The sequence below is a fragment of the Cronobacter sp. JZ38 genome, assembly GCF_008932145.1.
GTDB lineage: Bacteria > Pseudomonadota > Gammaproteobacteria > Enterobacterales > Enterobacteriaceae > Cronobacter > Cronobacter muytjensii.
On record NZ_CP017662.1, the window covers coordinates 2,632,406 to 2,654,657 of the forward strand.

At 57.2% G+C, this 22,252-nt stretch carries 23 protein-coding genes and 2 tRNA genes; 17 read left to right on the plus strand and 8 right to left on the minus strand.

What is annotated here, in order from left to right:
- The first annotated feature begins 18 nt into the window (after positions 1–18).
- From BJP61_RS12570 to rnt, 3 genes are all read left to right on the plus strand, one after another.
- Positions 19–1,116 (plus strand): alkene reductase, encoded by a 1,098-nt coding sequence (locus BJP61_RS12570; protein ID WP_171998475.1) that lies wholly within the window; start codon positions 19–21, stop codon positions 1,114–1,116.
- Positions 1,117–1,207: 91 nt separating this feature from the next.
- On the plus strand, positions 1,208–1,615 hold the full coding sequence (gene gloA, locus BJP61_RS12575; RefSeq protein WP_038863184.1) for a lactoylglutathione lyase: 408 nt from the start codon (positions 1,208–1,210) through the stop codon (positions 1,613–1,615).
- Positions 1,616–1,710: 95 nt separating this feature from the next.
- Positions 1,711–2,382 carry a ribonuclease T gene (gene rnt / locus BJP61_RS12580; RefSeq protein WP_075192104.1) on the plus strand — a complete coding sequence of 224 codons (672 nt, stop codon included), beginning with the start codon at positions 1,711–1,713 and terminating at the stop codon, positions 2,380–2,382.
- A 66-nt stretch (positions 2,383–2,448) separates the two neighbouring features.
- Here rnt and BJP61_RS12585 read toward each other — a convergent pair whose 3' ends face one another.
- A complete protein-coding gene (locus tag BJP61_RS12585; RefSeq protein WP_038863186.1) occupies positions 2,449–2,796 on the minus strand; it encodes a Grx4 family monothiol glutaredoxin in 348 nt (115 codons plus the stop codon).
- A gap of 344 nt (positions 2,797–3,140) precedes the next feature.
- Here BJP61_RS12585 and BJP61_RS12590 point away from each other — a divergent pair, with 344 nt between their 5' ends.
- On the plus strand, positions 3,141–3,968 hold the full coding sequence (locus tag BJP61_RS12590; protein ID WP_038863187.1) for a C40 family peptidase: 828 nt from the start codon (positions 3,141–3,143) through the stop codon (positions 3,966–3,968).
- Positions 3,969–4,031: 63 nt separating this feature from the next.
- Here the strand turns inward: BJP61_RS12590 and BJP61_RS12595 are convergent, their stop codons facing one another.
- Both BJP61_RS12595 and BJP61_RS12600 read right to left on the minus strand, forming a co-directional pair.
- Positions 4,032–5,198, minus strand: coding sequence for an MFS transporter (locus tag BJP61_RS12595; RefSeq protein ID WP_161581634.1), 1,167 nt, complete (start codon positions 5,196–5,198; stop codon positions 4,032–4,034).
- Positions 5,199–5,463: 265 nt separating this feature from the next.
- Positions 5,464–5,553, minus strand: a complete 90-nt coding sequence (locus BJP61_RS12600) for a YnhF family membrane protein (protein ID WP_038863190.1) — start codon at positions 5,551–5,553, stop codon at positions 5,464–5,466.
- A gap of 292 nt (positions 5,554–5,845) precedes the next feature.
- Here BJP61_RS12600 and purR point away from each other — a divergent pair, with 292 nt between their 5' ends.
- Complete coding sequence (gene purR / locus BJP61_RS12605) at positions 5,846–6,871, plus strand: HTH-type transcriptional repressor PurR (RefSeq protein ID WP_007718682.1); 1,026 nt, start codon at positions 5,846–5,848, stop codon at positions 6,869–6,871.
- 18 nt (positions 6,872–6,889) lie between these two features.
- Here the strand turns inward: purR and punR are convergent, their stop codons facing one another.
- On the minus strand, positions 6,890–7,804 hold the full coding sequence (gene punR / locus BJP61_RS12610) for a DNA-binding transcriptional activator PunR (protein ID WP_038863191.1): 915 nt from the start codon (positions 7,802–7,804) through the stop codon (positions 6,890–6,892).
- Between the two features lie 111 nt (positions 7,805–7,915).
- On the opposite strand from punR, the gene punC reads away from it, so the two are divergent.
- The 5 genes from punC (at position 7,916) to BJP61_RS12635 (ending at position 14,445) form a co-directional block, all read left to right on the plus strand.
- On the plus strand, positions 7,916–9,079 hold the full coding sequence (gene punC / locus BJP61_RS12615; protein ID WP_075192106.1) for a purine nucleoside transporter PunC: 1,164 nt from the start codon (positions 7,916–7,918) through the stop codon (positions 9,077–9,079).
- A 298-nt stretch (positions 9,080–9,377) separates the two neighbouring features.
- Positions 9,378–10,526 carry a cyclopropane fatty acyl phospholipid synthase gene (cfa, locus tag BJP61_RS12620; RefSeq protein WP_171998476.1) on the plus strand — a complete coding sequence of 383 codons (1,149 nt, stop codon included), beginning with the start codon at positions 9,378–9,380 and terminating at the stop codon, positions 10,524–10,526.
- A gap of 194 nt (positions 10,527–10,720) precedes the next feature.
- Positions 10,721–12,040, plus strand: a complete 1,320-nt coding sequence (locus tag BJP61_RS12625) for a PTS sugar transporter subunit IIC (RefSeq protein WP_038863196.1) — start codon at positions 10,721–10,723, stop codon at positions 12,038–12,040.
- A 54-nt stretch (positions 12,041–12,094) separates the two neighbouring features.
- A complete protein-coding gene (locus BJP61_RS12630) occupies positions 12,095–13,480 on the plus strand; it encodes a glycoside hydrolase family 1 protein (protein WP_171998477.1) in 1,386 nt (461 codons plus the stop codon).
- Between the two features lie 44 nt (positions 13,481–13,524).
- A complete protein-coding gene (locus tag BJP61_RS12635) occupies positions 13,525–14,445 on the plus strand; it encodes a LacI family DNA-binding transcriptional regulator (RefSeq protein WP_038863198.1) in 921 nt (306 codons plus the stop codon).
- A 17-nt stretch (positions 14,446–14,462) separates the two neighbouring features.
- Here BJP61_RS12635 and BJP61_RS12640 read toward each other — a convergent pair whose 3' ends face one another.
- Entirely contained in the window at positions 14,463–15,113 is a 651-nt protein-coding gene (locus tag BJP61_RS12640) for a riboflavin synthase (protein ID WP_038863199.1), read from the minus strand.
- A gap of 236 nt (positions 15,114–15,349) precedes the next feature.
- On the opposite strand from BJP61_RS12640, the gene mdtK reads away from it, so the two are divergent.
- From mdtK to BJP61_RS12655, 3 genes are all read left to right on the plus strand, one after another.
- Complete coding sequence (gene mdtK / locus BJP61_RS12645; RefSeq protein ID WP_171998478.1) at positions 15,350–16,723, plus strand: MdtK family multidrug efflux MATE transporter; 1,374 nt, start codon at positions 15,350–15,352, stop codon at positions 16,721–16,723.
- A 200-nt stretch (positions 16,724–16,923) separates the two neighbouring features.
- Positions 16,924–17,000 (plus strand) — tRNA-Val (locus BJP61_RS12650).
- A gap of 9 nt (positions 17,001–17,009) precedes the next feature.
- Positions 17,010–17,086, plus strand: a tRNA-Val gene (locus BJP61_RS12655).
- 98 nt (positions 17,087–17,184) lie between these two features.
- Here BJP61_RS12655 and BJP61_RS12660 read toward each other — a convergent pair.
- Complete coding sequence (locus tag BJP61_RS12660) at positions 17,185–17,499, minus strand: hypothetical protein (protein WP_171998479.1); 315 nt, start codon at positions 17,497–17,499, stop codon at positions 17,185–17,187.
- Between the two features lie 316 nt (positions 17,500–17,815).
- Between BJP61_RS12660 and BJP61_RS12665 the strand changes: the two genes are divergently transcribed.
- Positions 17,816–18,592, plus strand: coding sequence for an MBL fold metallo-hydrolase (locus BJP61_RS12665; RefSeq protein WP_161578951.1), 777 nt, complete (start codon positions 17,816–17,818; stop codon positions 18,590–18,592).
- A gap of 86 nt (positions 18,593–18,678) precedes the next feature.
- On the plus strand, positions 18,679–19,680 hold the full coding sequence (locus tag BJP61_RS12670) for a helix-turn-helix domain-containing protein (protein ID WP_050568146.1): 1,002 nt from the start codon (positions 18,679–18,681) through the stop codon (positions 19,678–19,680).
- 22 nt (positions 19,681–19,702) lie between these two features.
- Here the strand turns inward: BJP61_RS12670 and BJP61_RS12675 are convergent, their stop codons facing one another.
- Positions 19,703–20,380, minus strand: a complete 678-nt coding sequence (locus BJP61_RS12675; RefSeq protein ID WP_038863207.1) for a Fic family protein — start codon at positions 20,378–20,380, stop codon at positions 19,703–19,705.
- A gap of 381 nt (positions 20,381–20,761) precedes the next feature.
- On the opposite strand from BJP61_RS12675, the gene BJP61_RS12680 reads away from it, so the two are divergent.
- Positions 20,762–21,166 carry a cell envelope integrity TolA C-terminal domain-containing protein gene (locus tag BJP61_RS12680; RefSeq protein WP_171998480.1) on the plus strand — a complete coding sequence of 135 codons (405 nt, stop codon included), beginning with the start codon at positions 20,762–20,764 and terminating at the stop codon, positions 21,164–21,166.
- 57 nt (positions 21,167–21,223) lie between these two features.
- On the opposite strand, the gene BJP61_RS12685 is transcribed toward BJP61_RS12680, so the two are convergent.
- Positions 21,224–21,685 carry a nuclear transport factor 2 family protein gene (locus BJP61_RS12685; RefSeq protein WP_038863208.1) on the minus strand — a complete coding sequence of 154 codons (462 nt, stop codon included), beginning with the start codon at positions 21,683–21,685 and terminating at the stop codon, positions 21,224–21,226.
- A 165-nt stretch (positions 21,686–21,850) separates the two neighbouring features.
- Between BJP61_RS12685 and BJP61_RS12690 the strand changes: the two genes are divergently transcribed.
- Positions 21,851–22,231 (plus strand): helix-turn-helix domain-containing protein, encoded by a 381-nt coding sequence (locus BJP61_RS12690; protein ID WP_038863210.1) that lies wholly within the window; start codon positions 21,851–21,853, stop codon positions 22,229–22,231.
- Positions 22,232–22,252 lie beyond the last annotated feature (21 nt).

Sequence of the window (22,252 nt, forward strand, 5' to 3'; positions counted from 1 at the left end):
GTCTACTCAGGAGTGATTATGCAAGACGAAAAGCTGTTTACCCCGCTGAATGTGGGCGCCATTACCGCCCCTAACCGCGTATTTATGGCGCCGCTGACGCGCCTGCGCAGTATTGAGCCGGGCGATATTCCTACCGCGATGATGGTGGAATATTACCGCCAGCGCGCGAGCGCCGGGCTGATTATCAGCGAAGCCACCCAGGTTTCCGCGCAGGCGAAAGGCTATGCGGGCGCGCCGGGCCTGCACAGCGATGAACAAGTTGCCGCATGGAAAAAAATCACCGCCGCCGTACACGAGGCTGATGGCCGTATCGCCGTACAACTCTGGCACACGGGCCGCATCTCACACAGCAGCCTCCAGCCTGGTGGCGCCGCGCCGGTTGCGCCATCCGCCATCCACTCTGGCACCCGCACCTCGCTGCGTGATGAAAACGGCAAGGCTATCCGCGTCGACACCACCACGCCGCGCGCGCTGGAAACTCACGAAATCCCGGGTATCATTGACGATTTCCGCCACGCCGTCGGCAATGCGCGCGACGCCGGTTTCGATATGGTCGAGCTGCACTCCGCGCACGGTTATCTGCTGCATCAGTTCCTGTCGCCGTCCTCTAACCAGCGCACCGACCAGTATGGCGGCAGCGTTGAAAACCGCGCCCGTCTTGTGCTGGAAGTGGTCGACGCCGTCAGCAAAGAGTGGAGCGCCGACCGCATCGGCATTCGCGTGTCGCCGATTGGCACCTTCCAGAACGTTGATAACGGCCCGAACGAAGAAGCCGACGCGCTCTACCTGATTGAAGAGCTGAACAAGCGCGGTATCGCGTACCTGCATATGTCCGAGCCGGACTGGGCGGGCGGCGTGCCCTACACCGACGAATTCCGTCAGAAAGTACGCGAGCGCTTTGACGGTGCCATCATCGGCGCGGGCGCTTACACGCGTGAGAAAGCCGAGGCGCTGATTGCCAAAGGCCTGATTGACGCGGTGGCGTTTGGTCGCGACTATATCGCCAACCCGGATCTGGTCGAACGCCTGCGTAAAAAAGCCGAACTCAACCCGCAACGCCCGGAATCCTTCTACGGCGGCGGCGCGGAAGGTTATATCGACTACCCCACCCTGTGATCCAAATTGATAGCGGCGGCCTCCCGCCGCTATACTAAAATACTGTTTTATACAGACGCTTCATCACAGTCCGTTTATTTAAGAGGATCTTATGCGCTTACTTCATACCATGCTGCGCGTTGGCGACCTGCAACGCTCCATCGATTTCTACACCAACGTTCTCGGCATGAAACTGCTGCGCACCAGTGAAAACCCGGAATATAAATATTCTCTGGCCTTCGTCGGTTACGGCCCGGAGAGCGAAGAGGCCGTCATTGAACTGACCTACAACTGGGGCGTGGAGAGCTATGAGCTCGGCACCGCCTATGGCCACATCGCCATCAGCGTGGACAACGCCGCAGAAGCCTGCGAGCGTATCCGTAACAACGGCGGCAACGTCACCCGTGAAGCGGGCCCGGTCAAAGGCGGCAGCACCGTTATCGCTTTTGTTGAAGATCCGGACGGTTACAAAATCGAGCTTATCGAAGAGAAAGACGCGGGCCGCGGCCTCGGCAACTGATCCCTCCGGCGGGCGTTCTGCCCGCCTTGCTGCATCCCGTCGTGAAATTTGCCATAATGCGCGCTGCTTTGATCCCCCAAACTTAAGAGACGCTGATGTCCGATAACGCTCAACTGACCGGTCTGGCCGACCGTTTTCGTGGCTTTTACCCTGTTGTCATCGATGTGGAAACCGCCGGTTTTAACGCGAAAACCGATGCGCTGCTGGAAATTGCCGCCATCACCCTGAAAATGGATGCCGATGGCTGGCTTACCCCCGATGAGACGCTGCACTTTCACGTTGAGCCCTTCGAAGGCGCGATTCTCCAACCGGAAGCGCTGGCATTTAACGGTATCGATCCGCATAACCCGCTGCGCGGCGCCGTCAGCGAATATGACGCGCTACACGCCATCTTCAAAATGGTGCGCAAGGGCATGAAAGAGAGCAACTGTAACCGGGCGATTATGGTGGCCCATAACGCCACGTTCGATCACGGCTTTATGATGGCGGCGGCGGAGCGCGCGTCGCTCAAACGCAACCCGTTCCACCCGTTCGTCACCTTCGACACCGCAGCGTTAAGCGGTCTGGCGCTGGGTCAGACCGTGCTCGCCAAGGCCTGCATCGCGGCAGGCATGGCGTTTGACAGCACCCAGGCGCACTCCGCGCTCTACGATACCGAGCAGACCGCCCTGCTGTTTTGCGAAATCGTGAACCGCTGGAAACGCCTCGGCGGCTGGCCGCTGCCTGTGGCGGACGCTGATAACATGCCGCCTGCCGACGGCGAATAAGCTTCACGCAACGTAAAAAAAAGCGGCCCCGAAGGCCGCTTTTTTATTGTACATGGTGTGATGTCGTTATTCGGCAGCCGGGGCTTGCGGATTGTGCTTCGCCGCGGTTTCTTTAATCAGCTGCTGCAGTTCGCCGCGCTGATACATTTCAATCACGATGTCACAACCGCCGACCAGTTCGCCATCTACCCACAGTTGCGGGAAGGTCGGCCAGTTAGCGTATTTCGGCAACTCAGCGCGGATATCCGGGTTTTGCAGAATATCGACATACGCAAAACGCTCGCCACAGGCGGACAGCGCCTGAACCGCTTGCGCGGAAAAGCCGCAGCTTGGCAGCTTCGGAGAGCCTTTCATGTACAGCAGAATGGGGTTTTCAGCGATCTGGCGTTGAATTTTTTCAAGCGTAGTGCTCATTGTCTTACTTCCTCAAGCGTCATTACGGCGTTAGCTTTACATTGTAGCGGCTCCGGAGCGTCTCGAAAATGCATAATCTTGCGCTTAAGCCCGGCGCCGTGCCGTGGTGAAAGAGACGCAAATAATAACACTTTTCTTACCGCTGCCGATATTCTCCTCTGAGGCGGCGCGCTAAAATGCGCGCCGACGCAGCGGCAAGCGGCGAAAATATTGCGCCGGTTAACGAAACTGCATGTCGAAGAGAATTTGCTGCTTAACTTTGGACATTTTTTTAGATTAGAATCAGCAAGCTCTTAAATTTCATCCGTTGGCACGATTGCCGGCTTTATGCAGGGGAATGCTCAGTGGCGCGCAAAACAAAAATTGCTCTCACGCTCTGTGCTTTGTTAATGACTTCATCACTGGCTTTTGCGCCTTTCGCGCAGGCGTCGGAGCAGACGCGCGCCTCGAAGGTGCAAAAAGCGCACGCCAGTACGGTGAAAAAGAAAACCAGCACAAAAACCCGTCAGACCGCCAGTAAAAGCAAAAACGCAACCAAAACTAAAACGGCGAAAACTGCCAGCGAGAAGCGAACCACCTCCGCCAAACGCACCAGCAAGACCTCATCCACTGTCAGTAAAACCGCTTCCCGTCGCGCTTCCGGTAATTCCGTTAAACAGGCCAGCCACCGTCTGACCGCGCAAACCTGTTCAAAAACCCGTAAAAACCGCAAAACCCAATGCGTTAACGGGCCGCTGACTATCGCGGACGCCCATAAAGCGCGCGTGAAAAAAGCCCAGACCACCGCCATGAACAAGCTGATGAACCAGATCGGCAAACCGTATCACTGGGGCGGCACTTCGCCGCGTACCGGTTTCGACTGCAGCGGCCTGGTCTGGTATGCGTATAAGGATTTGGTGAAATTCCGCATTCCGCGCACCGCCAATGAAATGTATCACCTGCGCGATGCCGCACCAGTAAATCGTGGCGAGCTGGAAAGCGGCGATCTGGTGTTCTTCCGCACCCAGGGTCGCGGCACCGCCGATCACGTCGGCGTCTATGTCGGCAACGGCAAGTTTATCCAGTCGCCGCGTAGCGGACAGGAAATTCAGATAACCTCGCTCAGCGAAGATTACTGGCAGCGCCACTATGTCGGCGCGCGCCGGGTCATGACACCGCGCACGATCCGTTAAATCGGCGCTCGCTATCAAAAAAACGGAGAAGGTCGCCCTTCTCCGTTTTTTTCGTTACACACTTTATTCCGCGCGACAGGCCGTTTGCGTTTCTCGCCGCCCGGAGAGCAGCACCAGCAGCAGGCCGAGAGCGGCAATCAGCGCGCCCATCACCGGCACCACGCTGTAGCCGAAGCCCGCATGGATAACCGCGCCGCCCGCCGCCGCGCCAAGCGCGTTGCCGAGGTTAAACGCGCCGATATTCACCGATGACGACAGGCCAGGCGCTTCGCTGGCGACGCGCATCACGCGCATCTGCAGCGGCGGCACCACTGCGAACGTCGCCGCGCCCCACACCACCATGCTGACCGCCGCGCCGATCTCGGTTTTTGCCAGCCACGGAATAGCCGCCATGATGACGATAAGCAGCAGCAGAAAGCCCTTCAGCGTGGCGCTTACCGAGCGGTCCGCCAGACGGCCGCCGAGATAGTTGCCAATGGAAAAACCAACGCCAATCAGTACCAGCATCGCGGTGACAAACGCCGGAGTGGCGTCAGTAATATGATGCAGCACCGGGGCGATATAGGTATAGAGCGTGAACATCGCGCCCGCGCCGAGCACTGTGGTCAGCAACGCGCTCACCACCTGCGGGCGCATCAGCACCGCCAGTTCGCTTTTCACATCCGGGCGCTCGCCGCTGCCGCCTTTCGGCAGTGAGAACCAGAGGCTCGCCATCGCTATCAGACCCAGCCCTGCCGTGGCGAGGAACGACATGCGCCAGCCGATGGTTTCGCCAAGCCAGGTCGCCGCAGGCACCCCGCCGATATTGGCGATGGTAAGCCCCATAAACATCGTCGCGACGGCGCTCGCCTGCTTATGCTTAGGCACCACGCTTGCGGCCACCACGGAGCCAAGCCCAAAGAACGCGCCGTGGTTGAGGCTGGTGAGAATACGCGAGGCCATCAGCGTCATGTAATCCGGCGCCAGCGCCGACAGCACATTGCCTGCCGTGAAAATCGCCATCAGGAAAATCAGGGCGCTGCGCCGGGCGCGATGCGACAGCAGTAGCGTCATCAGCGGCGCGCCAACCATGACCCCAACCGCGTAGGCGCTAATCAGCATACCGGCTGCGGGGATCGAGACGTTAACGCCGTGGGCGATCACCGGCAGCAGCCCCATCGGGGAAAATTCGGTCGTGCCAATGCCAAAAGCACCAATGGCCAGTGCCAGTAAAGGGAAATTGACTTTCATTAATTGCTCCAGAAATTGTACAACAGCGCCGGGAATTCACGGCGTTACAGCAGGATGCAGGAAGAATGGCATTTTCAGGCCGAAAAGATAAGTAACAAAAACAGCAAAATATTATTGCGAAGGTGTTAATGAACTCGCAAATAGTGTTATCAGCGAATCATAAGGGAATAAGGTGAAAAAGAAAGGCGGTAACGAAAGAAAACGGGTTAAGCGCAGGAATTGTAAAAAGAAGACGGGAGAACAGGCGCGCTCCCCCGCGACACCCTTAATGCAGAATGGCGGTAAACGCGCCCGCCACAATTAAACCCAGTACAATAAAAGTGGTGACCAGCGAAAATTTCAGATCGGTACTCATGGTTTTCTCCTTAAAGACCCCATAAAAAACAGGTAGAGCGCATTTTTGCATAAACGCGCCGAAAAATCCTGCGACATTTAACCAGATATGCGTTTTCCCTCTTCCCCTTTCGATAAAGATAAGCCAAAATTCGTCGCTACTTTATTCGGTACCGGCCATCGACCCCTCCTCACGATAAATGTCGCGTTTCCCGGCATGCCGCACGTCCCCTCGTGGCACACAGGGGTGTGTACAGGCAAACGATTAACCCGTGATTTTACAGGGCTCAGCGAGGGGTCTGGAGTGATGATTAATGGCAACAATTAAAGACGTCGCGAAGCGAGCAAACGTTTCTACTACAACAGTCTCACATGTAATTAACAAAACCCGTTTTGTGGCGGAAGAGACGCGCAACGCGGTGTGGGCGGCAATCAAAGAATTACATTATTCGCCGAGCGCCGTGGCGCGCAGCCTGAAGGTGAACCACACCAAATCTATCGGCCTGCTCTCCACCAGCAGCGAAGCGCCCTATTTTGCGGAAATCATCGAAGCCGTTGAAAACAGCTGCTTCGCGAAAGGCTATACGCTGATCCTCGGCAACGCCCACAACAATCTGGAAAAGCAGCGCGCTTATCTGTCGATGATGGCGCAAAAGCGCGTCGATGGCCTGCTTGTGATGTGCTCGGAATACCCGGAGCCGCTGCTCGCCACGCTCGAGGAGTACCGTCATATCCCGATGGTGGTGATGGACTGGGGCGAAGCCAGAGCGGATTTCACCGACTCGGTTATCGATAACGCCTTCCAGGGCGGATACCTCGCGGGGCGCTATCTCATTGAGCGCGGTCATCGCGATATCGGGGTGATTCCCGGCCAGCTTGAGCGCAACACCGGCGTCGGGCGTTTCTCCGGCTTTATGAAGGCGCTGGAAGAAGCGATGATTAAAGTGCCGGAAAACTGGATTGTGCAGGGCGATTTCGAGCCGGAATCGGGCTATCGCGCGATGCAGCAGATCCTCTCCCAGCCGCAGCGTCCTACCGCTGTGTTCTGCGGCGGCGATATCATGGCGATGGGCGCGATTTGCGCCGCCGACGAGATGGGCCTGCGCGTGCCGCAGGATATTTCCATCATCGGCTACGATAACGTGCGCAACGCCCGCTTCTTCAGCCCGGCGCTGACCACCATCCATCAACCGAAGGAAACGCTGGGTCAGACCGCGTTTAATATGCTGCTTGATCGCATCATTAATAAACGCGAAGAGTCCCAGACTATCGAGGTGCACCCGCGCCTTATCGAACGCCGCTCGGTGGCGGACGGTCCGTTCCGCGACTATCGCCGTTAATCCCTGCCGGGAGCCCGCTCAGTCTGGCTCCCGCAGCCACTCCTTGTTCAGCGTTTCACTGTCCCCCAGGTAATCCAGCAGCCAGCGCAGCGCGGGCGAGGCGTCACTTTGCCGCCACGTCAGGCAGCAGGCGGCGTCCGGGAACGGGTTTTCCAGCGTCAACGCCCGCCACTGGCCGCGGTCCAGCCATGGCTTTGCGAAATGCGTCGGCACCATGCCGATACACAGTCCCTCGCTCAGCGCGTCGGCGGCGCAGTGCCAGTCCGGCACCACCACGCGATGCTGGTTATCAAGCAGCCAGGTGATGCGTTTGGGCAGCGAGCGCGAGGTGTCTTCCAGCACCAGCGACGGGTAATCGCGCAGACTGTCATCGCTGAGCGCGCCCGCGTGCTGCGCCAGCGGATGATGGCTCGCCACCACGCAGCGCCAGCTCAACATGCCCATATCACGAAACGCGAAGCGCCCGCCGCCCACCGGCACCGCCTGGGTGGCGCCGATGGCGACTTCCACGCGTCCGTCCGCCAGCGCGTCCCAGACGCCGTTAAACACCTCCTGCGACACCAGCAATTCGACATCGGAAAAGTGGCGGTAGAAATCAAGCACCAGCCGACGCGTGCGTTCGGGGCGCACGATATTATCGACCGCGATGGAGAGCTGCCCGCGCCAGCCGTTAGCAATCTGCTGGCACTGCTGACGGGTGATCATCATTTTTTTGATAACAGAACGCCCTTCCCGCAGAAACCAGGCGCCAGCGGGCGTCAGCACCACGTCACGATGGCGACGTTCAAACAAAGAGACCGCCAGCCACTCTTCAAGCTGGCGCACGGTATAGCTGACGGCAGAAGGCACGCGATGGAGTTCCGCCGCCGCCGCGCTGAAGCTGCCGTTGCGCGCCACCGCGTCTACCACTTCGAGTGAATATTCAGACCACATTTTCTGCCTGCAAAAATTTTGAATGGAAACGGCAAATATTAACGTTTCACAAGCCGGTTTGCACTCCGTACACTCCTGGCTCTTTCGCGTATTACGAAGTGAGCAAACATTATGCGACCTACAAAAGGCTTTCTTTGCTGGCTGGCCGGGCTGAGCGTGCTCGGGTTTCTCGCCACCGATATGTATCTGCCGGCGTTCGCGGCAATTGAAGCGGATCTCCATACCGCGCCGTCCGCTATCAGCGCCTCCCTGAGTCTGTTCCTCGCGGGCTTTGCGCTCGCGCAGCTAGCCTGGGGGCCGCTCTCTGACCGTTTCGGCCGTCGCCCGGTCTTGCTGGCGGGGCTCGGGATTTTCGCGACAGGCTGTCTTGGCACCGTCTGGGTGGAGAGCGCAGGCGCGCTGCTGGCGCTGCGCTTTATTCAGGCAGTCGGCGTTTGTGCGGCTGCGGTAAGCTGGCAGGCGTTGGTGACGGACCGCTACCCGGCCCAGCAGGCGCGGCGTATTTTCGCCACCATTATGCCGCTGGTGGGGCTCTCCCCGGCACTGGCGCCGCTGCTTGGCAGCTGGATCCTGAACCATTTCGACTGGCAGGCGATTTTCGTGGTGCTGTTCGCCATTACGCTGCTGCTGATGATCCCGGCGCTGCGTCTGCCCGCAGGCGCGCCGCAAGGCAACCACGACGGCGAGCCGCTGAGCTTCGCCATGCTGCTGCGCTCGCCCGCCTATAGCGGCAATGTGCTGATCTACGCCGCCTGCTCCGCCAGCTTTTTCGCCTGGCTGACCGGTTCGCCGTTTATCCTGCACGCGATGGGCTACAGCCCGGCGGTGATAGGCTTAAGCTATGTACCGCAGACTATCGCCTTTCTTATCGGCGGCTACGGCTGTCGCAGCGCGCTGCAAAAATGGCACGGCGAGAAGCTGCTGCCGTGGCTGCTTGTCGGTTATGCGCTGAGTGTGCTTGCCACCTGGCTTGTAGGCTTAAGCGATGCGGTGACGCTGACGACGCTGCTTATTCCCTTCTGCCTGATGGCGATGGCGAACGGCGCGATTTACCCGATTGTCGTGGCCGCCGCGCTGCTGCCCTTCCCGCAGGCGACCGGACGCGCCGCCGCGCTGCAGAATACTTTGCAACTGGGGCTGTGCTTTGTGGCGAGTCTGGTGGTTTCGTGGCTGGTCGCAACACCGCTGCTTTCCACCACCAGCGTGATGCTGGCGACAGTCTTGCTGGCGGGTCTTGGCTGGCGGCTTCGCGGGCGTCAGGTCAGCGTGCGGTAATCAGGTGGGCGATAATATGACTTATTGTTATTAGCGTGCTAACTGTCAATGGTTGAATCATCGTAATGCGAGGCCTATACTGATTCGCGGCTCTACGATAAATACCATAAATATTATGTAGTAACGGGAGCCGCTGGCTCCCGTTTTTTCTGGAATGACTATTCTGGCAAGGGGCATCTCCCTTCCTCTGTTCTACGTCGGATATCAGGCTCGCGGACCTTTCCGTGATATTTCTCACATACCGAAAATTGCGACTACGCTGTTTTAAGGTTCTGGTCACATCAGTGATGGAGAAGCTATGAGTTCATCGTGTCTGGAAGAAGTCAACATACCGGATAACCACTGGTATCGCATTGCAGCTGAACTGCTCAGCCGGGCCGGGATAACCGTTAACGGCCCCGCTCCCTCCGATATTCAGGTAAAAAACCCGGATTTTTTTAAACGTGTTTTACAGGAAGGCTCTCTCGGCCTTGGCGAAAGCTATATGGACGGATGGTGGGAGTGCGAACGCCTCGATCTGTTCTTCACCAGGGTGCTCCGTGCGGGGCTTGAAGACCAGCTCCCTCACCATTTCAAAGATACGCTGCGCATCCTCGGCGCCCGTCTGTTTAATCTGCAATCGAAAAAGCGCGCCTGGATTGTCGGTAAAGAGCATTACGATCTCGGCAACGATCTCTTCAGCCGGATGCTCGACCCGTATATGCAATACTCCTGCGGTTACTGGAAAGAGGCGGATAACCTGGAGGACGCCCAGCAGGCTAAGCTGCGGCTGATCTGCGAAAAGCTTGAACTCAAGCCTGGTATGACGCTGCTGGATATCGGCTGCGGCTGGGGCGGTCTCGCCGCGTTCGCCGCGCGACATTATGGCGTGTCGGTCACCGGCGTGACTATCTCTGCCGAGCAACAGAAGATGGCGCAGGCGCGCTGTGACGGCCTTGATGTGACGATCCTTTTGCAGGATTACCGCGATCTCAATGCTCAGTTCGACCGCATCGTCTCGGTGGGCATGTTCGAGCATGTCGGCCCGAAAAACTACGCCACCTATTTCAATGTCGCCGACCGTAACCTGAAGCCTGACGGGCTGTTCCTGCTGCACACCATCGGCTCGCGCAAAACCGATAACAATGTCGATCCGTGGATTGATAAATATATCTTTCCGAACGGCTGTCTGCCCTCGGCCCGCCAGATTGCCGCCGCCAGCGAGCCACACTTCGTGATGGAGGACTGGCATAACTTCGGCGCGGATTACGATAAAACCCTGATGGCCTGGTACGCGCGTTTTCTCACCGCCTGGCCGGACATCGCCGATAACTACTCAGAGCGGTTTAAACGGATGTTCACCTATTACCTGAACGCCTGCGCGGGCGCGTTTCGCGCGCGCGATATCCAGCTCTGGCAGGTCGTCTTCAGCCGCGGCGTGGAAAACGGCCTGCGCGTCGCCCGCTAAACGCTCACCCCGGCGCATGCCGGGGGTTTTTTGCCACTCTCTCTTGCCTGCTTTGTGATATTTCTCACGCTTTCACGACGTTTCCTTCAATAAAAGTGATCCCGGCGACAATCAGGTGACAGACGCATGGAAACCGGTTTCCATTTTGTTTCACACTGAGCGCCATTCCCCCTGCCTGAGAAAGGAAATGCCTCATGAGTCTGTACCAGAGTATGGTCCATGTTATTGAAAACAAAATTACGCCGCTGGCGGGCGCAATGGGTTCGCAGCGTCACGTGGTGGCCATCAGGGACGGCTTTCTTGCCGCCCTGCCGTTTATGATCATTGGTTCGTTTCTGCTGGTGTTTATCTTTCCGCCCTTCTCGCCGGATACGCAGAACGGCTTTTGCCGCGCCTGGCTCGATCTCTCGCTGAAATACCGCGAACAGCTGATGTTGCCGTTTAACCTCAGCATGGGCGTAATGACGTTTTTTATCTCCGTTGGCATTGGCGCAAGCCTCGGCAAGCACTATCAGCTTGACCCGATCATGACCGGCCTGCTGGCGTTTATGGCCTTTCTGCTGGTAGCCGCGCCCTATAAAGACGGCGCTATCTCCACGCAATATTTCTCCGGCCAGGGCATCTTTACGGCGCTAATCACGGCGATTTACGCGAGCGAAATGTATGCCTTTCTGAAACGTCACAACATTACTATTCGCCTGCCAAAAGAGGTGCCGACCGGCGTCGCGCGTTCATTTGAGATTTTGATCCCGGTGGTCGTGATTGTCTTTACGCTTCACCCGCTCAACCTGCTGATTGAATCCACCACCGGCATGATCCTGCCGGAGGCGATTATGCACCTGCTCTCGCCGCTGGTGGCTGCCTCTGATTCCCTGCCGGCGATCCTGATTTCCGTGCTGATTTGCCAGATTTTGTGGTTTGCCGGTATTCATGGGGCGCTTATCGTCACCGGTATTATGAACCCGTTCTGGATGGCGAATCTTTCCGCCAACCAGGCCGCGCTCGCTGCGGGCCAGGCGCTGCCGCATATCTATCTGCAGGGTTTCTGGGACCACTACCTGCTGATTGGCGGCGTGGGGTCGACACTGCCGCTGGCGTTCCTGCTGCTGCGCAGTCGCGCGATCCACCTGCGCACCATCGGTAAAATGGGCGTTGTACCGAGCCTCTTTAACATCAACGAACCAATTCTGTTTGGTGCGCCGGTCATCATGAACCCGGTCTTCTTCCTGCCGTTTATTCTGGTGCCGATGGTGAACGCCGTGCTGGCATGGACCGCGACGAAACTGGGCTGGCTGGCGCAGGTCGTCTCGCTGACGCCGTGGACCACGCCCGCGCCGGTCGGCGCGTCATGGGCCGCCAACTGGGCCTTCAGCCCGGTCATCATGTGCCTTATCTGTATGGTGATGTCGGCGCTGATGTACTACCCGTTTGTTAAAGCCTATGAGCGCACCCTGCAAAAGCAGGAGACCGCACAGGGCACGCCTGAAAGTGACACCGTCACGAATAATGCCTGATTTTTACCCCGCCTGCCGTACCGGCAGGCGTCTGACTGAGCTATGAGGATGGATATGCACTACTCATTTCCTGAAGGATTCTGGTGGGGCAGCGCCAGCTCGGCGCCGCAAACCGAAGGCGAAAGCCTGAGCCATGGCAAAACGCCCACCACCTGGGACCACTGGTTCCGCCTGCAACCGGAGCGCTTTCACCACGGTGTCGGCCCGGCGCAGACCTCGACTTTTTATCAGCACTGGAAAGAAGACATCGCGCTGCTGAAGGCGCTCAATCACAATACCTTTCGGACATCCATTTCCTGGGCGCGCCTGATCCCGGACGGCACCGGCGCGGTCAATCAAGAGGCGGTCGCCTTCTACAATCAGGTTATCGATGAACTGCTGCGCCAGGGCATCACGCCATTTATTAATCTCTTCCACTTTGATATGCCGCTGTCGCTCCAGGAACAGGGCGGCTTTGAGAACCGCAGGGTGATTGACGCCTTTGAAGCCTACGCGCGCACCTGCTTTGAACTCTTTGGCGACCGCGTGACCCACTGGTTTACCTTTAATGAGCCGATCGTGCCGGTGGAAGGCGGCTATCTGTACGATTTCCACTACCCGAACGTGGTGGATTTCCGCCGCGCGGCGACCGTTGCGTATCACACCATGCTGGCGCATGCCCGCGCGGTAAAGGCCTACCACGAGCGTAACGATGGCGGTGAAATCGGCATTATCCTGAACCTGACGCCGTCTTACCCGCGCTCGCAGAATCCGGCGGATGTCAAAGCGGCGCATATTGCCGATCTGATGTTCAACCGCAGTTTCCTCGACCCGGCGCTGCGCGGCACCTACCCGGAAGATCTGGTGGCGCTGCTGGCTCAGTACGATCAACTGCCCGACTGCCAGCCTGGCGACAAAGAACTGCTGGCGGCGGGTGTGGTGGATCTGCTCGGCATCAATTACTATCAGCCGCGCCGCATTCAGTGCCGGGATTCGCAGGTCAATCCGGACAGCCCGTTTATGCCTGAGTGGTTCTTCAGCGCTTATGAAATGCCAGGGCGTAAAATGAACCCCTACCGCGGCTGGGAAATTTATGAGAAAGGCATCTACGACATTCTCACCCGCCTGCGTGTAGAGTATGGCAACCCGCGCTGCTATATCTCAGAAAACGGCATGGGTGTGGAAAACGAACAGCGCTTCGAGCATGAGGGGCAGATTCAGGATGATTACCGCATCGAGTTCGTGCGCGATCACCTGAAGTGGCTGCATAAGGGCCTCAGCGAAGGCAGCCGTTGTCTGGGCTACCACATGTGGACTTTTATCGATAACTGGTCCTGGTGCAATGCCTATAAGAATCGCTACGGCTTTGTGTCGCTCGATCTGGAAAGCCAGAAACGCACGATTAAAAAGAGCGGTGAATGGTACCGCCAGGTGGCGGCAAAGAACGGGTTTGATGAGTAACCGAGTGGCGGCCTTCGCGCCGCCACGCTTTGCAGGAAAAGATGATGTCCACCATCAATGATGTCGCGCGCCTGGCGCGCGTCTCCAAAGCTACCGTATCCCGGGTGCTGAGCGGCAATCGCGGCGTGAAAGAAGAGAGCCGTCTGGCGGTGCTGCGCGCCGCCGAAATGCTCAACTACCAGCCGAACGCGATCGCGCAGTCGCTCTCCAGTCAGACTACCCACTGCATTGGCGTGATTTGCGCCAGCGAACACATTCAGCAGGCCACCTGCTGGCTGCAGGCGCTGGAAAAGCAGCTCAGCCAGCGGGGCAAACATCTGCTGCTGCGTTTTGCCAGCTCCGCGCAGGAGGTCACGCGCGCGCGCGCCGAGCTGGATTCGGGCCTGTGCGACGCGCTGATGATAGTCGGCGCCCGTTTCCCCCTGCCACCGCTTGATGATGACGTTATCCTGGTGGATTGCCTCAGCGCCGCCACCGCTCAGGGCATCCAGTTTGACTGGCTCTTCGCCGCCCAGACCGCGGTGCAATATTTATGCAGCCACCAGCGCCGCGATATCGCCCTGATTAACTTTCCGGCGGGCGACGCGGCAGCCGAAATTCTCCAGGGTTACCGCCAGGCGGCGGAAAATCATCTGGTGCCTTTTCATCGCCAGCGCATTATTGAAGACGAGCCGGTGCTGCGCATCGCGCTGCAAAAGCTCATTAACAGCGGCGTTAAATTCAACGCGCTGCTCGTGACCGACGACAGCCAGGCGCGCGATGCCGTGGCGATGCTGCGCGAATACCGCTTCGCGGTGCCGGAGCAGGTTCTGGTATTTAGTCTTGAGAGTTCAGGGCGCGGCGCCGGGCTTGAGGGCGTGCCGGCTATTACCTATTCTCTGGAGAGCATCGCCCGGCAGGCGGTGGCGCTGCTGGCCGGTGACGCGCCGGGCGAACGGGTGCGGGGAACGCTGGTGAGCGCCTGAGCCCACCAGCGACGTGCTTATTCCGCGGGGTTGAGTTGCGAAGCAATCGCAGCGGCGGCTTCACGCGAGGCCAGTACGCGCTCGACGGTATCCACCACGGCCTGGGTCTGCGGATCGATTTCGATATTCACCCGCTGGCCCAGTTTTTTGGTCCCGAGCGTGGTGCGCTGTAGCGTTTCCGGGATCAGGAATACGCAAAAGCGTGTCGCGGTTACTTCACCTACCGTCAGGCTGATACCATCGATACCGATATAACCTTTGTGCAGGATATACTTCATCAGCGTCGGATCCTGAATTTTAAACCAGATCTGCCGGTTATTTTCTGAGGTCAGGATCTTCGCAACCTCCGCCGTGGTCATAATATGCCCGGACATTAAATGACCGCCAATTTCATCGCTGAATTTCGCCGCACGCTCAATGTTCACCACGTCGCCTGGCTGTAAATCCCCGAGATTGGTAATACGCAGCGTCTCTTTCATTAAATCGAAGCTGACGCGGTTGCCGTTAATTTCCGTCACCGTCAGGCAGCAGCCGTTGTGCGCCACCGACGCGCCCGTCTCCAGCCCCGGCAGCAGCGCGTCCGGCAACTCCACCACATGGGTGCGGAAATTCGGTTTTTCATCGATGGCCACCACTTTCGCCGTGCCCTGAACAATACCGGTAAACATATTTGCCACTCCTGGATTCGCTAAAATGGCGGCGCACAGCCGCAAGTTTCATAACCAGAACAATAACAGGTGGAATATCCCCTTGCCAGCCTGAGCGGTCTTAAGCGCATTATTTCACTGGCTTAATAGTGAACTCTCGCTACAATAGTCTGACTCATTCCCCTGCATTTTCTTCTCGCTGCCCGTTGCGGCGGCATTTTTTGTCTTTCAAATAACAACAATATACAGGTGTTCACGTGCAGAAGTATTTTATCGAAGCGCGTCAGTTATTAGCTCTGGCAATCCCGGTGATTTTCGCGCAAATCGCCCAGACCTCGATGGGGTTTGTCGATACCGTAATGGCAGGCGGCTACAGCGCCACCGATATGGCGGCCGTCGCTATCGGCACGTCTATCTGGCTGCCGGCCATTCTCTTCGGTCACGGTCTGCTGCTGGCTCTCACTCCGGTCATCGCCCAACTGAACGGCTCCGGCCGTCGCGACCGCATCGCGCATCAGGTGCAGCAGGGCTTTGTGCTGGCAGGCATGGTGTCCGTATTGATTATGGTGGTGCTATGGAACGCCGGACATATTATCCGCGCGATGCATAACATCGACCCTGAGCTCGCCGATAAGGCGGTCAATTACCTGCGTGCGCTGCTGTGGGGCACGCCCGGCTATCTTTTCTTCCAGGTCATGCGCAACCAGTGCGAAGGGCTCGCAAAAACCACGCCGGGCATGGCGATGGGCTTTATCGGCCTGCTGGTGAATATCCCGGTGAACTACATTTTTATCTATGGTCATTTTGGCATGCCGGAGCTCGGCGGCGTCGGTTGCGGCGTGGCGACGGCCTCGGTTTACTGGGTGATGTTCATCTGCATGTACTTCTGGGTCCGTCGCGCGGGATCGATGCGCGACATCCGCCCGCAGTCGGGCGCCAGCCGTTTTGACTGGCCGGTGATCCGCCGTCTGGCTCAACTCGGCCTGCCGGTGGCGCTGGCGCTGTTTTTCGAGGTGACGCTGTTCGCCGTGGTGGCGCTACTGGTGTCGCCGCTCGGGATTGTTGACGTGGCGGGTCATCAGATAGCGCTGAACTTCAGCTCGCTGATGTTCGTGCTGCCGATGTCGATGAGCGCTGCTGTGACCATTCGCGTTGGCTTCCGTCTCGGCCAGGGCTCAACGCTGGAGGCGCAGACCTCCGCGCGTACCGGCATCGCGGTAGGGATTTGTCTTGCCGTACTGACGGCGCTCTTTACCGTCGTTTTCCGCGAGCCTATCGCCCTGCTCTATAACGACAACCCGGAAGTCGTCACCCTCGCCTCGCACCTGATGCTGCTGGCGGCGATTTATCAAATCTCCGACTCCATCCAGGTGATCGGCAGCGGCGTGCTGCGCGGTTATAAAGACACGCGCTCGATTTTCTTTATCACCTTTGTTGCCTACTGGGTGCTGGGGTTACCGAGTGGCTATATTCTGGCGTTGACCGACTGGGTAGTGGAGCCGATGGGCCCGGCGGGCTTCTGGTTCGGCTTTATTATTGGTCTCACCTCAGCCGCTATTCTGATGATGTGGCGTATGCGCTATCTGCAACGCCAGCCGTCGGAACGGATCCTGGCGCGCGCCGCGCGCTAAGCTCAACGCCGCCCCGATGGGCGGCTTTTTTTAGCCGAATGATTTGCATGAACACGCACACCGCCCCTGACGCCGATCACTTTGTCAGCATTCTGCGCAAATACGCGGCAATCGCGTGAAATATGAAAGAAAATTGACGTTTACCCCTTGCCAGGTGCCGGGGCTGCCGTTAATATTCGTCCCCGCTGTCACACAGCAATGCGTTCATAGCTCAGTTGGTTAGAGCACCACCTTGACATGGTGGGGGTCGTTGGTTCGAGTCCAATTGAACGCACCATCCTAATGTGCGTCCGTAGCTCAGTTGGTTAGAGCACCACCTTGACATGGTGGGGGTCGGTGGTTCGAGTCCACTCGGACGCACCATTCAGTAGTATTCTGGTTTCTTCTTTCTGTCCGTCTTAAGCCTCTGAAGTAATTCATCTGAGTCAGTGTTTCGGGCTACGTATTCACCCCGTTTCGCATTATGCAGATGCTATTGTAGCTGCCAGTGCACCAATCTGGTGGACGTCATCTTTCTTCGTTTTATCGTAAAGACACATCAGGCTGAGGGCGTTTTTCACCTTCGCCGTCCTGCCTTTCAGCACCAGCCCCACCATGCCGGCCTCATCAGGGAATAGCACGGGTTTTGAGATCTGCACATGGGTAATGCCCGCCGCAGCCACGCAGGCCTTGTTCACCTCAGAAAAGAGTGTCTGCCAGCTGTCATCGCTGGATGCCTGCGTCTGCATGCTGAAAAGGACGCCTGTGAACACCATAAGCGACGGAATTTTCTTCATCACGGACTCCTGTTAGTCACGGTTAACCAGGGCGCGCTACCACCGCCATCAGCCTGCGGTATGTAGCCGCTGTCATACCTGTCGCTTTTAAGCATACGCGACGCATCTCATCCGTGCAGTAACCCGCGGTGCCAGCGCTTTTCACAGCATGCTGTACTTTCCGTTGATGCCTGACCTTGCGCTTTTCTTATATTCATCTTGACCCGATTCCATCTAATAATGACCGTGGGCCTGCTCACTGCGCACCGGGCCAGTTTTTATAATCCCTGCATCCGTTCCGATAAGCCGGACACTTAAACAAAACGCAGGAGTAAAGATGAAACTGACTCAGATTCGCAACGCCACATTAAAACTGGAGTATGCCGGCACACGCTTTCTTATCGACCCAATGCTTGCGGAAAAAGCCGCATGGCCGGGTTTTGCAGGCACCGCGCGCTCACATCTGCGTAACCCGCTGGTCTCGCTGCCCGTCTCCGTAGCGTCACTGTTAGACGTGGATGTCATTATCGTTACTCACACCCATCAGGATCACTGGGACGAGGCGGCACAGAACCTTATTCCGAAAGATAAACGCATTTATACCCAGAATGAACAGGACGCAGCGCTGCTGCGCTCGCAGGGGTTTACCTGTGTGCAGCCGTTGTCCGATGAAACGCTGATTAACGGCGTTAGCGTGATCAAAACCGATGGTCAGCATGGCAGTAATGAAGCTTACGCGATCCCTGCTCTTGCCGGGTTTTTAGGCGACGCCTGCGGCCTCGTGCTTCGTCATACGAGTGAAAAAACGCTCTATATTGCAGGCGATACTATTTGGGTAAAACCCTATGTAAAAAGCCTGATGACATTCAGGCCTGATGTGGTGGTGCTGAACGCTGGCTTTGCTCAGGTTGATGGTATCGGCGCTATCATTATGGGTCAGGAAGATGTCCTGCGTACCCATGAACATTTGCCTTCCGCCACGATTGTGGCCTCGCATATGGAAGCCGTAAACCACTGTCTGTTAAGCCGCGACATGCTCAGACAGTACGTGGCGGAAAAAGGAATTCAGGCATCGGTCTGTATTCCTGAAGATGGTGAAACGCTGAGTTTCTGATGCGTTATGTCGCAGGGGAGACGTCGTCTCCACGTTACCGTTCCCCTGCGCAATGCTTAGAACGATTTATCAGAGGAAGCTACTGCATGTCTGCACTCTCCATTGCTGTTATCGCCACACGCGAATTCAGCCCTTTCCATCTATCGGTTCCATCGATGGTATTCGACAAAGCCATGCCAGATGCGGGACTGTTCAACGTGGAGATTTGCGCGCTGGAGCCGGGTGTGGTGGTGTCAGATATCGGCATTTCGATTAACGTTCAGCATGGTCTGGAGCTTCTGGAAACGGCGGATATTGTGATAGTTCCCTTCTGGAGCCATCCGGATGAGCGCCCGGCGCAGACGCTGCTGACCGCTCTGGCACGCGCCTGGGCGCGAGGCGCCGAAGTCGTGGGGTTATGCCTCGGGGCCTATGTGCTTGCGTATAGTGGGCTGCTTGATAACCGTCGGGCCTCCACACACTGGGAAGTGGAGCATGATTTTGCTGCGCGCTTTCCGACAGTCAAACTCGACAGGAACGCGCTCTATACCCGCGATGAACGCCTGATAACGTCCGCAGGTACAGCAGCCGGTATTGATTGTTGTCTGAATATTGTGCGTGAACGTTGCGGCACGGCGGTGGCCAACCGCGTGGCGCGTCGAATGGTGACGCCGCCTTATCGCGAAGGGGGTCAGGCGCAATTTATTGAGCATGCAGTGCCGGTGACTACGCGTGACAGTAAAATCAATGCGCTGATGGATTATCTGCGTCGCAACCTCAATATACGCCACGATGTTGATACGCTGGCGAGCCGCGCAAACATGAGCCGCCGAACATTTACGCGTCATTTCGCCAAAGCAACCGGCATGTCTGTAGGGGAATGGCTAAGCGCGGAACGTCTTCAACGCAGCCAGGAACTGCTCGAAACGACCGACCACAATATCGGCACCGTGGCGGCGCTGGCGGGTTATCAGTCACCTGTCTCCTTCAGACAGAGCTTTAAAGCGAAATTTAACGTAAGTCCGACAGAGTGGCGCAGGACATTTCGCGGTCCTGCGCAACAGGTAAAGCAAAGCGCTACCGCTCGACAAACGGGCGATAACGCCTGATGAGATGCGACGTTTTTACCGGTTACAGACCACTCAGGCGGTCTTCGTCCTGTTTGGTCAGCGGACGCCAGCTTCCGTTGCGGATGGCGGTTATCGCATATGCCGCGCGCGCGGTTCGGCCATTGCCGTCCGGAAACGGGTGCCAGCCGGTTATCCAGGCGAAAAGACACTGCGGGTAGAGCGGCGAATGTTCGGACACCGCGCTTTTCGCGAGCTGCTGGCTGAACAGCGCACGCCCGGAGAAAGAGGAAGGCACCGGCGTGTCATTCGGCACGATACCGCGCGGCGTGGTACTGGCATTGGGCGCGACCCTGCGGTGCAGTTCATCGACATCGGCGATAGAAGAGATGGAAAATCCAAAGTTAAGGTAGTGCGAAAGATAACTGGTGATAAGCGGCGCAGATACCGCGGCCGAATTCGAGGCGCCGGCAATCCAGCGCGCCGCTTCCTGTATCGTCTCTTCTTCCGACTGCGGGGCGGCGGCGGTGCCCGGATGGGCCGGACTCAACCGCTCGAAGTGGGCCGCAAGACGGGCCAGTTTTTTACATTCCACTTTCAGTAAGACGCCAAGCATCTCTTTATCCTGGACGTCCAGCGCGCGTACGGTATGCGCGATAAGCTGGCTGGCAGGCCCGGTGCCAATGGCGTGAGTCAGCTCGTTATAACCTTCGGCTTTGGCATAATCGCTGGGTTTCAGCATCAGATGTCCCTCATCTGTTATCGGTCGGCGGGCTGTTCCGCTAACGGATATTTTAAAAAGACTCTCAGTATCTCCTGCCTCTTTGATTTCTGCCCGGACCTGTACCGCAAAATGTTTTAACGATGCGGCTTTACTGCTGTTTCAGAAAAAACTCATGCGACGAAACCCTCACCGTAACATTCTGAGAACGCTTACGCGTAAACGATAAGATGTCATTTTACCGCTGTCGCCAGGCCATTGCTTATCCATGCAGAATAACGTCCGTATGCCTCCTGGTAATAAGGGGTACAGCCGATGCTGCTCACGCAGGCGATAATACACATGGCATAATGCGGCAATACTTTATATGCCTTTGTCTTTATCTCTGGAAATGGACTTACTATGAAAAAATTCCTGCTGGTTATGTTGATGGTTGCGGGCGTTGCAGGCTGCGCGCCGCTTGCGCCAGACGGTTGTAAAAAAACGCGTGCGCTGGACCCATGCATTTATAAAAATTCTGGACGCGTTTCTGATAAAGATATTTATGGTAAGCAGGCCGCAGGTATTAAAACCGCGCTGGATGCGGCACTCGCCGATCCTCACGCCTGGAATGGAAAAACCTGTACCGTTCATCTTGATTTCGAAAAAGATGGGCGGCTGGTGAATTTTATTATTAAGGATGGCGATCAAGCATATTGTCAGGCGCTCAAAGAGGCCGCCGGGCGTGCCACATTCCCGCCTTTTACCCATGATCGTGTTTATAACGATATGGGTTCGGCGCGCTGGGATATGCAGGGGCAACCCTGACCAACTCGCGCAGCGCAGCATTATTCAGGCACCGCGTCAGCGCGCGGCGCCTGCGTCTCAGAACATCGTATTGTCGTTCGCGGCCTTCTCCGGCACCGCCTGGATAATGTCCCAGTGCTCGACAATTTTGCCGTTTTTCACCCGGAAGATATCCAGAACGGCCTGCCCGCGATCGTGGCTACCGTTCGTCGAATGCACCTGCAACCAGACCAGGTCGCCATCGGCCGCGCTGCGGATCACCTTCGCGCGTGACTGCGGGTTATCGCGAAAGTACCCGCTGAAATAGTTAACGAACGGCGCTTTGCCGTCCGGCACCTCCGGATTGTGCTGGCGGTAATCATCCACCACCACATCCGCCGCTGCGGTTTCATGGCGATTAAAGAACCGGTCGTAGAAATCAAGCACCAACTGACGATTGGCCTCTTCGACCGCGCCCTGACGCGCAGGCGCGTGCGCCAGGGCATCATTCGCAATAAGCAGGCTCGCCGCCATCAAAACGCCCGCGATCGCTTTTTTCATCTTTTCTCTCCTTCTTTGGTGCGCAGTTGTCATTTCATACCTGGTCACGAAAATAGACCGTAACGGGCACGGATGGTACAGTGCGCCCGCGGCCTCAACAAGAGGTCATAATTTTCTGACTCAGTCACATAAAAGTGACTATTAACGGGGGGTTAGCTCACCATCATGACGAAAAACGAACGTGACGACATCGCCCAATACGGGCAGCCATGCCCGATACGCGACGTACTGAATCAGATTGGCGATCAGTGGAGTCTGCTGATCCTTGAGGCGCTGGCGGGGCGCACGGTGCGGTTTAACGAGCTGAACCGGGAAATTGGCGATATCTCACGTCAGATGCTTTCGCGCACGCTTAAACGGCTTGAAATGGACGGCTATATCAGCCGGACGGTCTACCCTGAAGTGCCGCCGAGAGTCGAATACCGGCTGACCGCGCTCGGTAATTCCTTTCTTGAGCCCATGAAAAAACTCGTGCAATGGGCGGATGAAAATCATGCTCACATCTGCCGGGCGCGTCGGCTACACCATGAGCAGAAGCCGACGTGAACACGCTAATCTATTGTGCGG

What these genes read in the sequence shown, in the direction of transcription:
- punR (WP_038863191.1), bottom strand. Translation starts at nt 7,804, where the DNA reads ATGTGGTCTGAATATTCACTCGAAGTGGTAGACGCGGTGGCGCGCAAC.
- rnt (WP_075192104.1), top strand. Translation starts at nt 1,711, where the DNA reads ATGTCCGATAACGCTCAACTGACCGGTCTGGCCGACCGTTTTCGTGGC.
- BJP61_RS12640 (WP_038863199.1), bottom strand. Translation starts at nt 15,113, where the DNA reads ATGTTTACCGGTATTGTTCAGGGCACGGCGAAAGTGGTGGCCATCGAT.
- BJP61_RS12675 (WP_038863207.1), bottom strand. Translation starts at nt 20,380, where the DNA reads ATGCTGAAACCCAGCGATTATGCCAAAGCCGAAGGTTATAACGAGCTG.
- purR (WP_007718682.1), top strand. Translation starts at nt 5,846, where the DNA reads ATGGCAACAATTAAAGACGTCGCGAAGCGAGCAAACGTTTCTACTACA.
- BJP61_RS12570 (WP_171998475.1), top strand. Translation starts at nt 19, where the DNA reads ATGCAAGACGAAAAGCTGTTTACCCCGCTGAATGTGGGCGCCATTACC.
- BJP61_RS12585 (WP_038863186.1), bottom strand. Translation starts at nt 2,796, where the DNA reads ATGAGCACTACGCTTGAAAAAATTCAACGCCAGATCGCTGAAAACCCC.
- BJP61_RS12630 (WP_171998477.1), top strand. Translation starts at nt 12,095, where the DNA reads ATGCACTACTCATTTCCTGAAGGATTCTGGTGGGGCAGCGCCAGCTCG.
- BJP61_RS12635 (WP_038863198.1), top strand. Translation starts at nt 13,525, where the DNA reads ATGTCCACCATCAATGATGTCGCGCGCCTGGCGCGCGTCTCCAAAGCT.
- BJP61_RS12595 (WP_161581634.1), bottom strand. Translation starts at nt 5,198, where the DNA reads ATGAAAGTCAATTTCCCTTTACTGGCACTGGCCATTGGTGCTTTTGGC.
- BJP61_RS12665 (WP_161578951.1), top strand. Translation starts at nt 17,816, where the DNA reads ATGAAACTGACTCAGATTCGCAACGCCACATTAAAACTGGAGTATGCC.
- BJP61_RS12625 (WP_038863196.1), top strand. Translation starts at nt 10,721, where the DNA reads ATGAGTCTGTACCAGAGTATGGTCCATGTTATTGAAAACAAAATTACG.
- cfa (WP_171998476.1), top strand. Translation starts at nt 9,378, where the DNA reads ATGAGTTCATCGTGTCTGGAAGAAGTCAACATACCGGATAACCACTGG.
- punC (WP_075192106.1), top strand. Translation starts at nt 7,916, where the DNA reads ATGCGACCTACAAAAGGCTTTCTTTGCTGGCTGGCCGGGCTGAGCGTG.
- BJP61_RS12690 (WP_038863210.1), top strand. Translation starts at nt 21,851, where the DNA reads ATGACGAAAAACGAACGTGACGACATCGCCCAATACGGGCAGCCATGC.
- BJP61_RS12600 (WP_038863190.1), bottom strand. Translation starts at nt 5,553, where the DNA reads ATGAGTACCGATCTGAAATTTTCGCTGGTCACCACTTTTATTGTACTG.
- BJP61_RS12670 (WP_050568146.1), top strand. Translation starts at nt 18,679, where the DNA reads ATGTCTGCACTCTCCATTGCTGTTATCGCCACACGCGAATTCAGCCCT.
- BJP61_RS12685 (WP_038863208.1), bottom strand. Translation starts at nt 21,685, where the DNA reads ATGAAAAAAGCGATCGCGGGCGTTTTGATGGCGGCGAGCCTGCTTATT.
- BJP61_RS12660 (WP_171998479.1), bottom strand. Translation starts at nt 17,499, where the DNA reads ATGAAGAAAATTCCGTCGCTTATGGTGTTCACAGGCGTCCTTTTCAGC.
- gloA (WP_038863184.1), top strand. Translation starts at nt 1,208, where the DNA reads ATGCGCTTACTTCATACCATGCTGCGCGTTGGCGACCTGCAACGCTCC.
- BJP61_RS12680 (WP_171998480.1), top strand. Translation starts at nt 20,762, where the DNA reads ATGAAAAAATTCCTGCTGGTTATGTTGATGGTTGCGGGCGTTGCAGGC.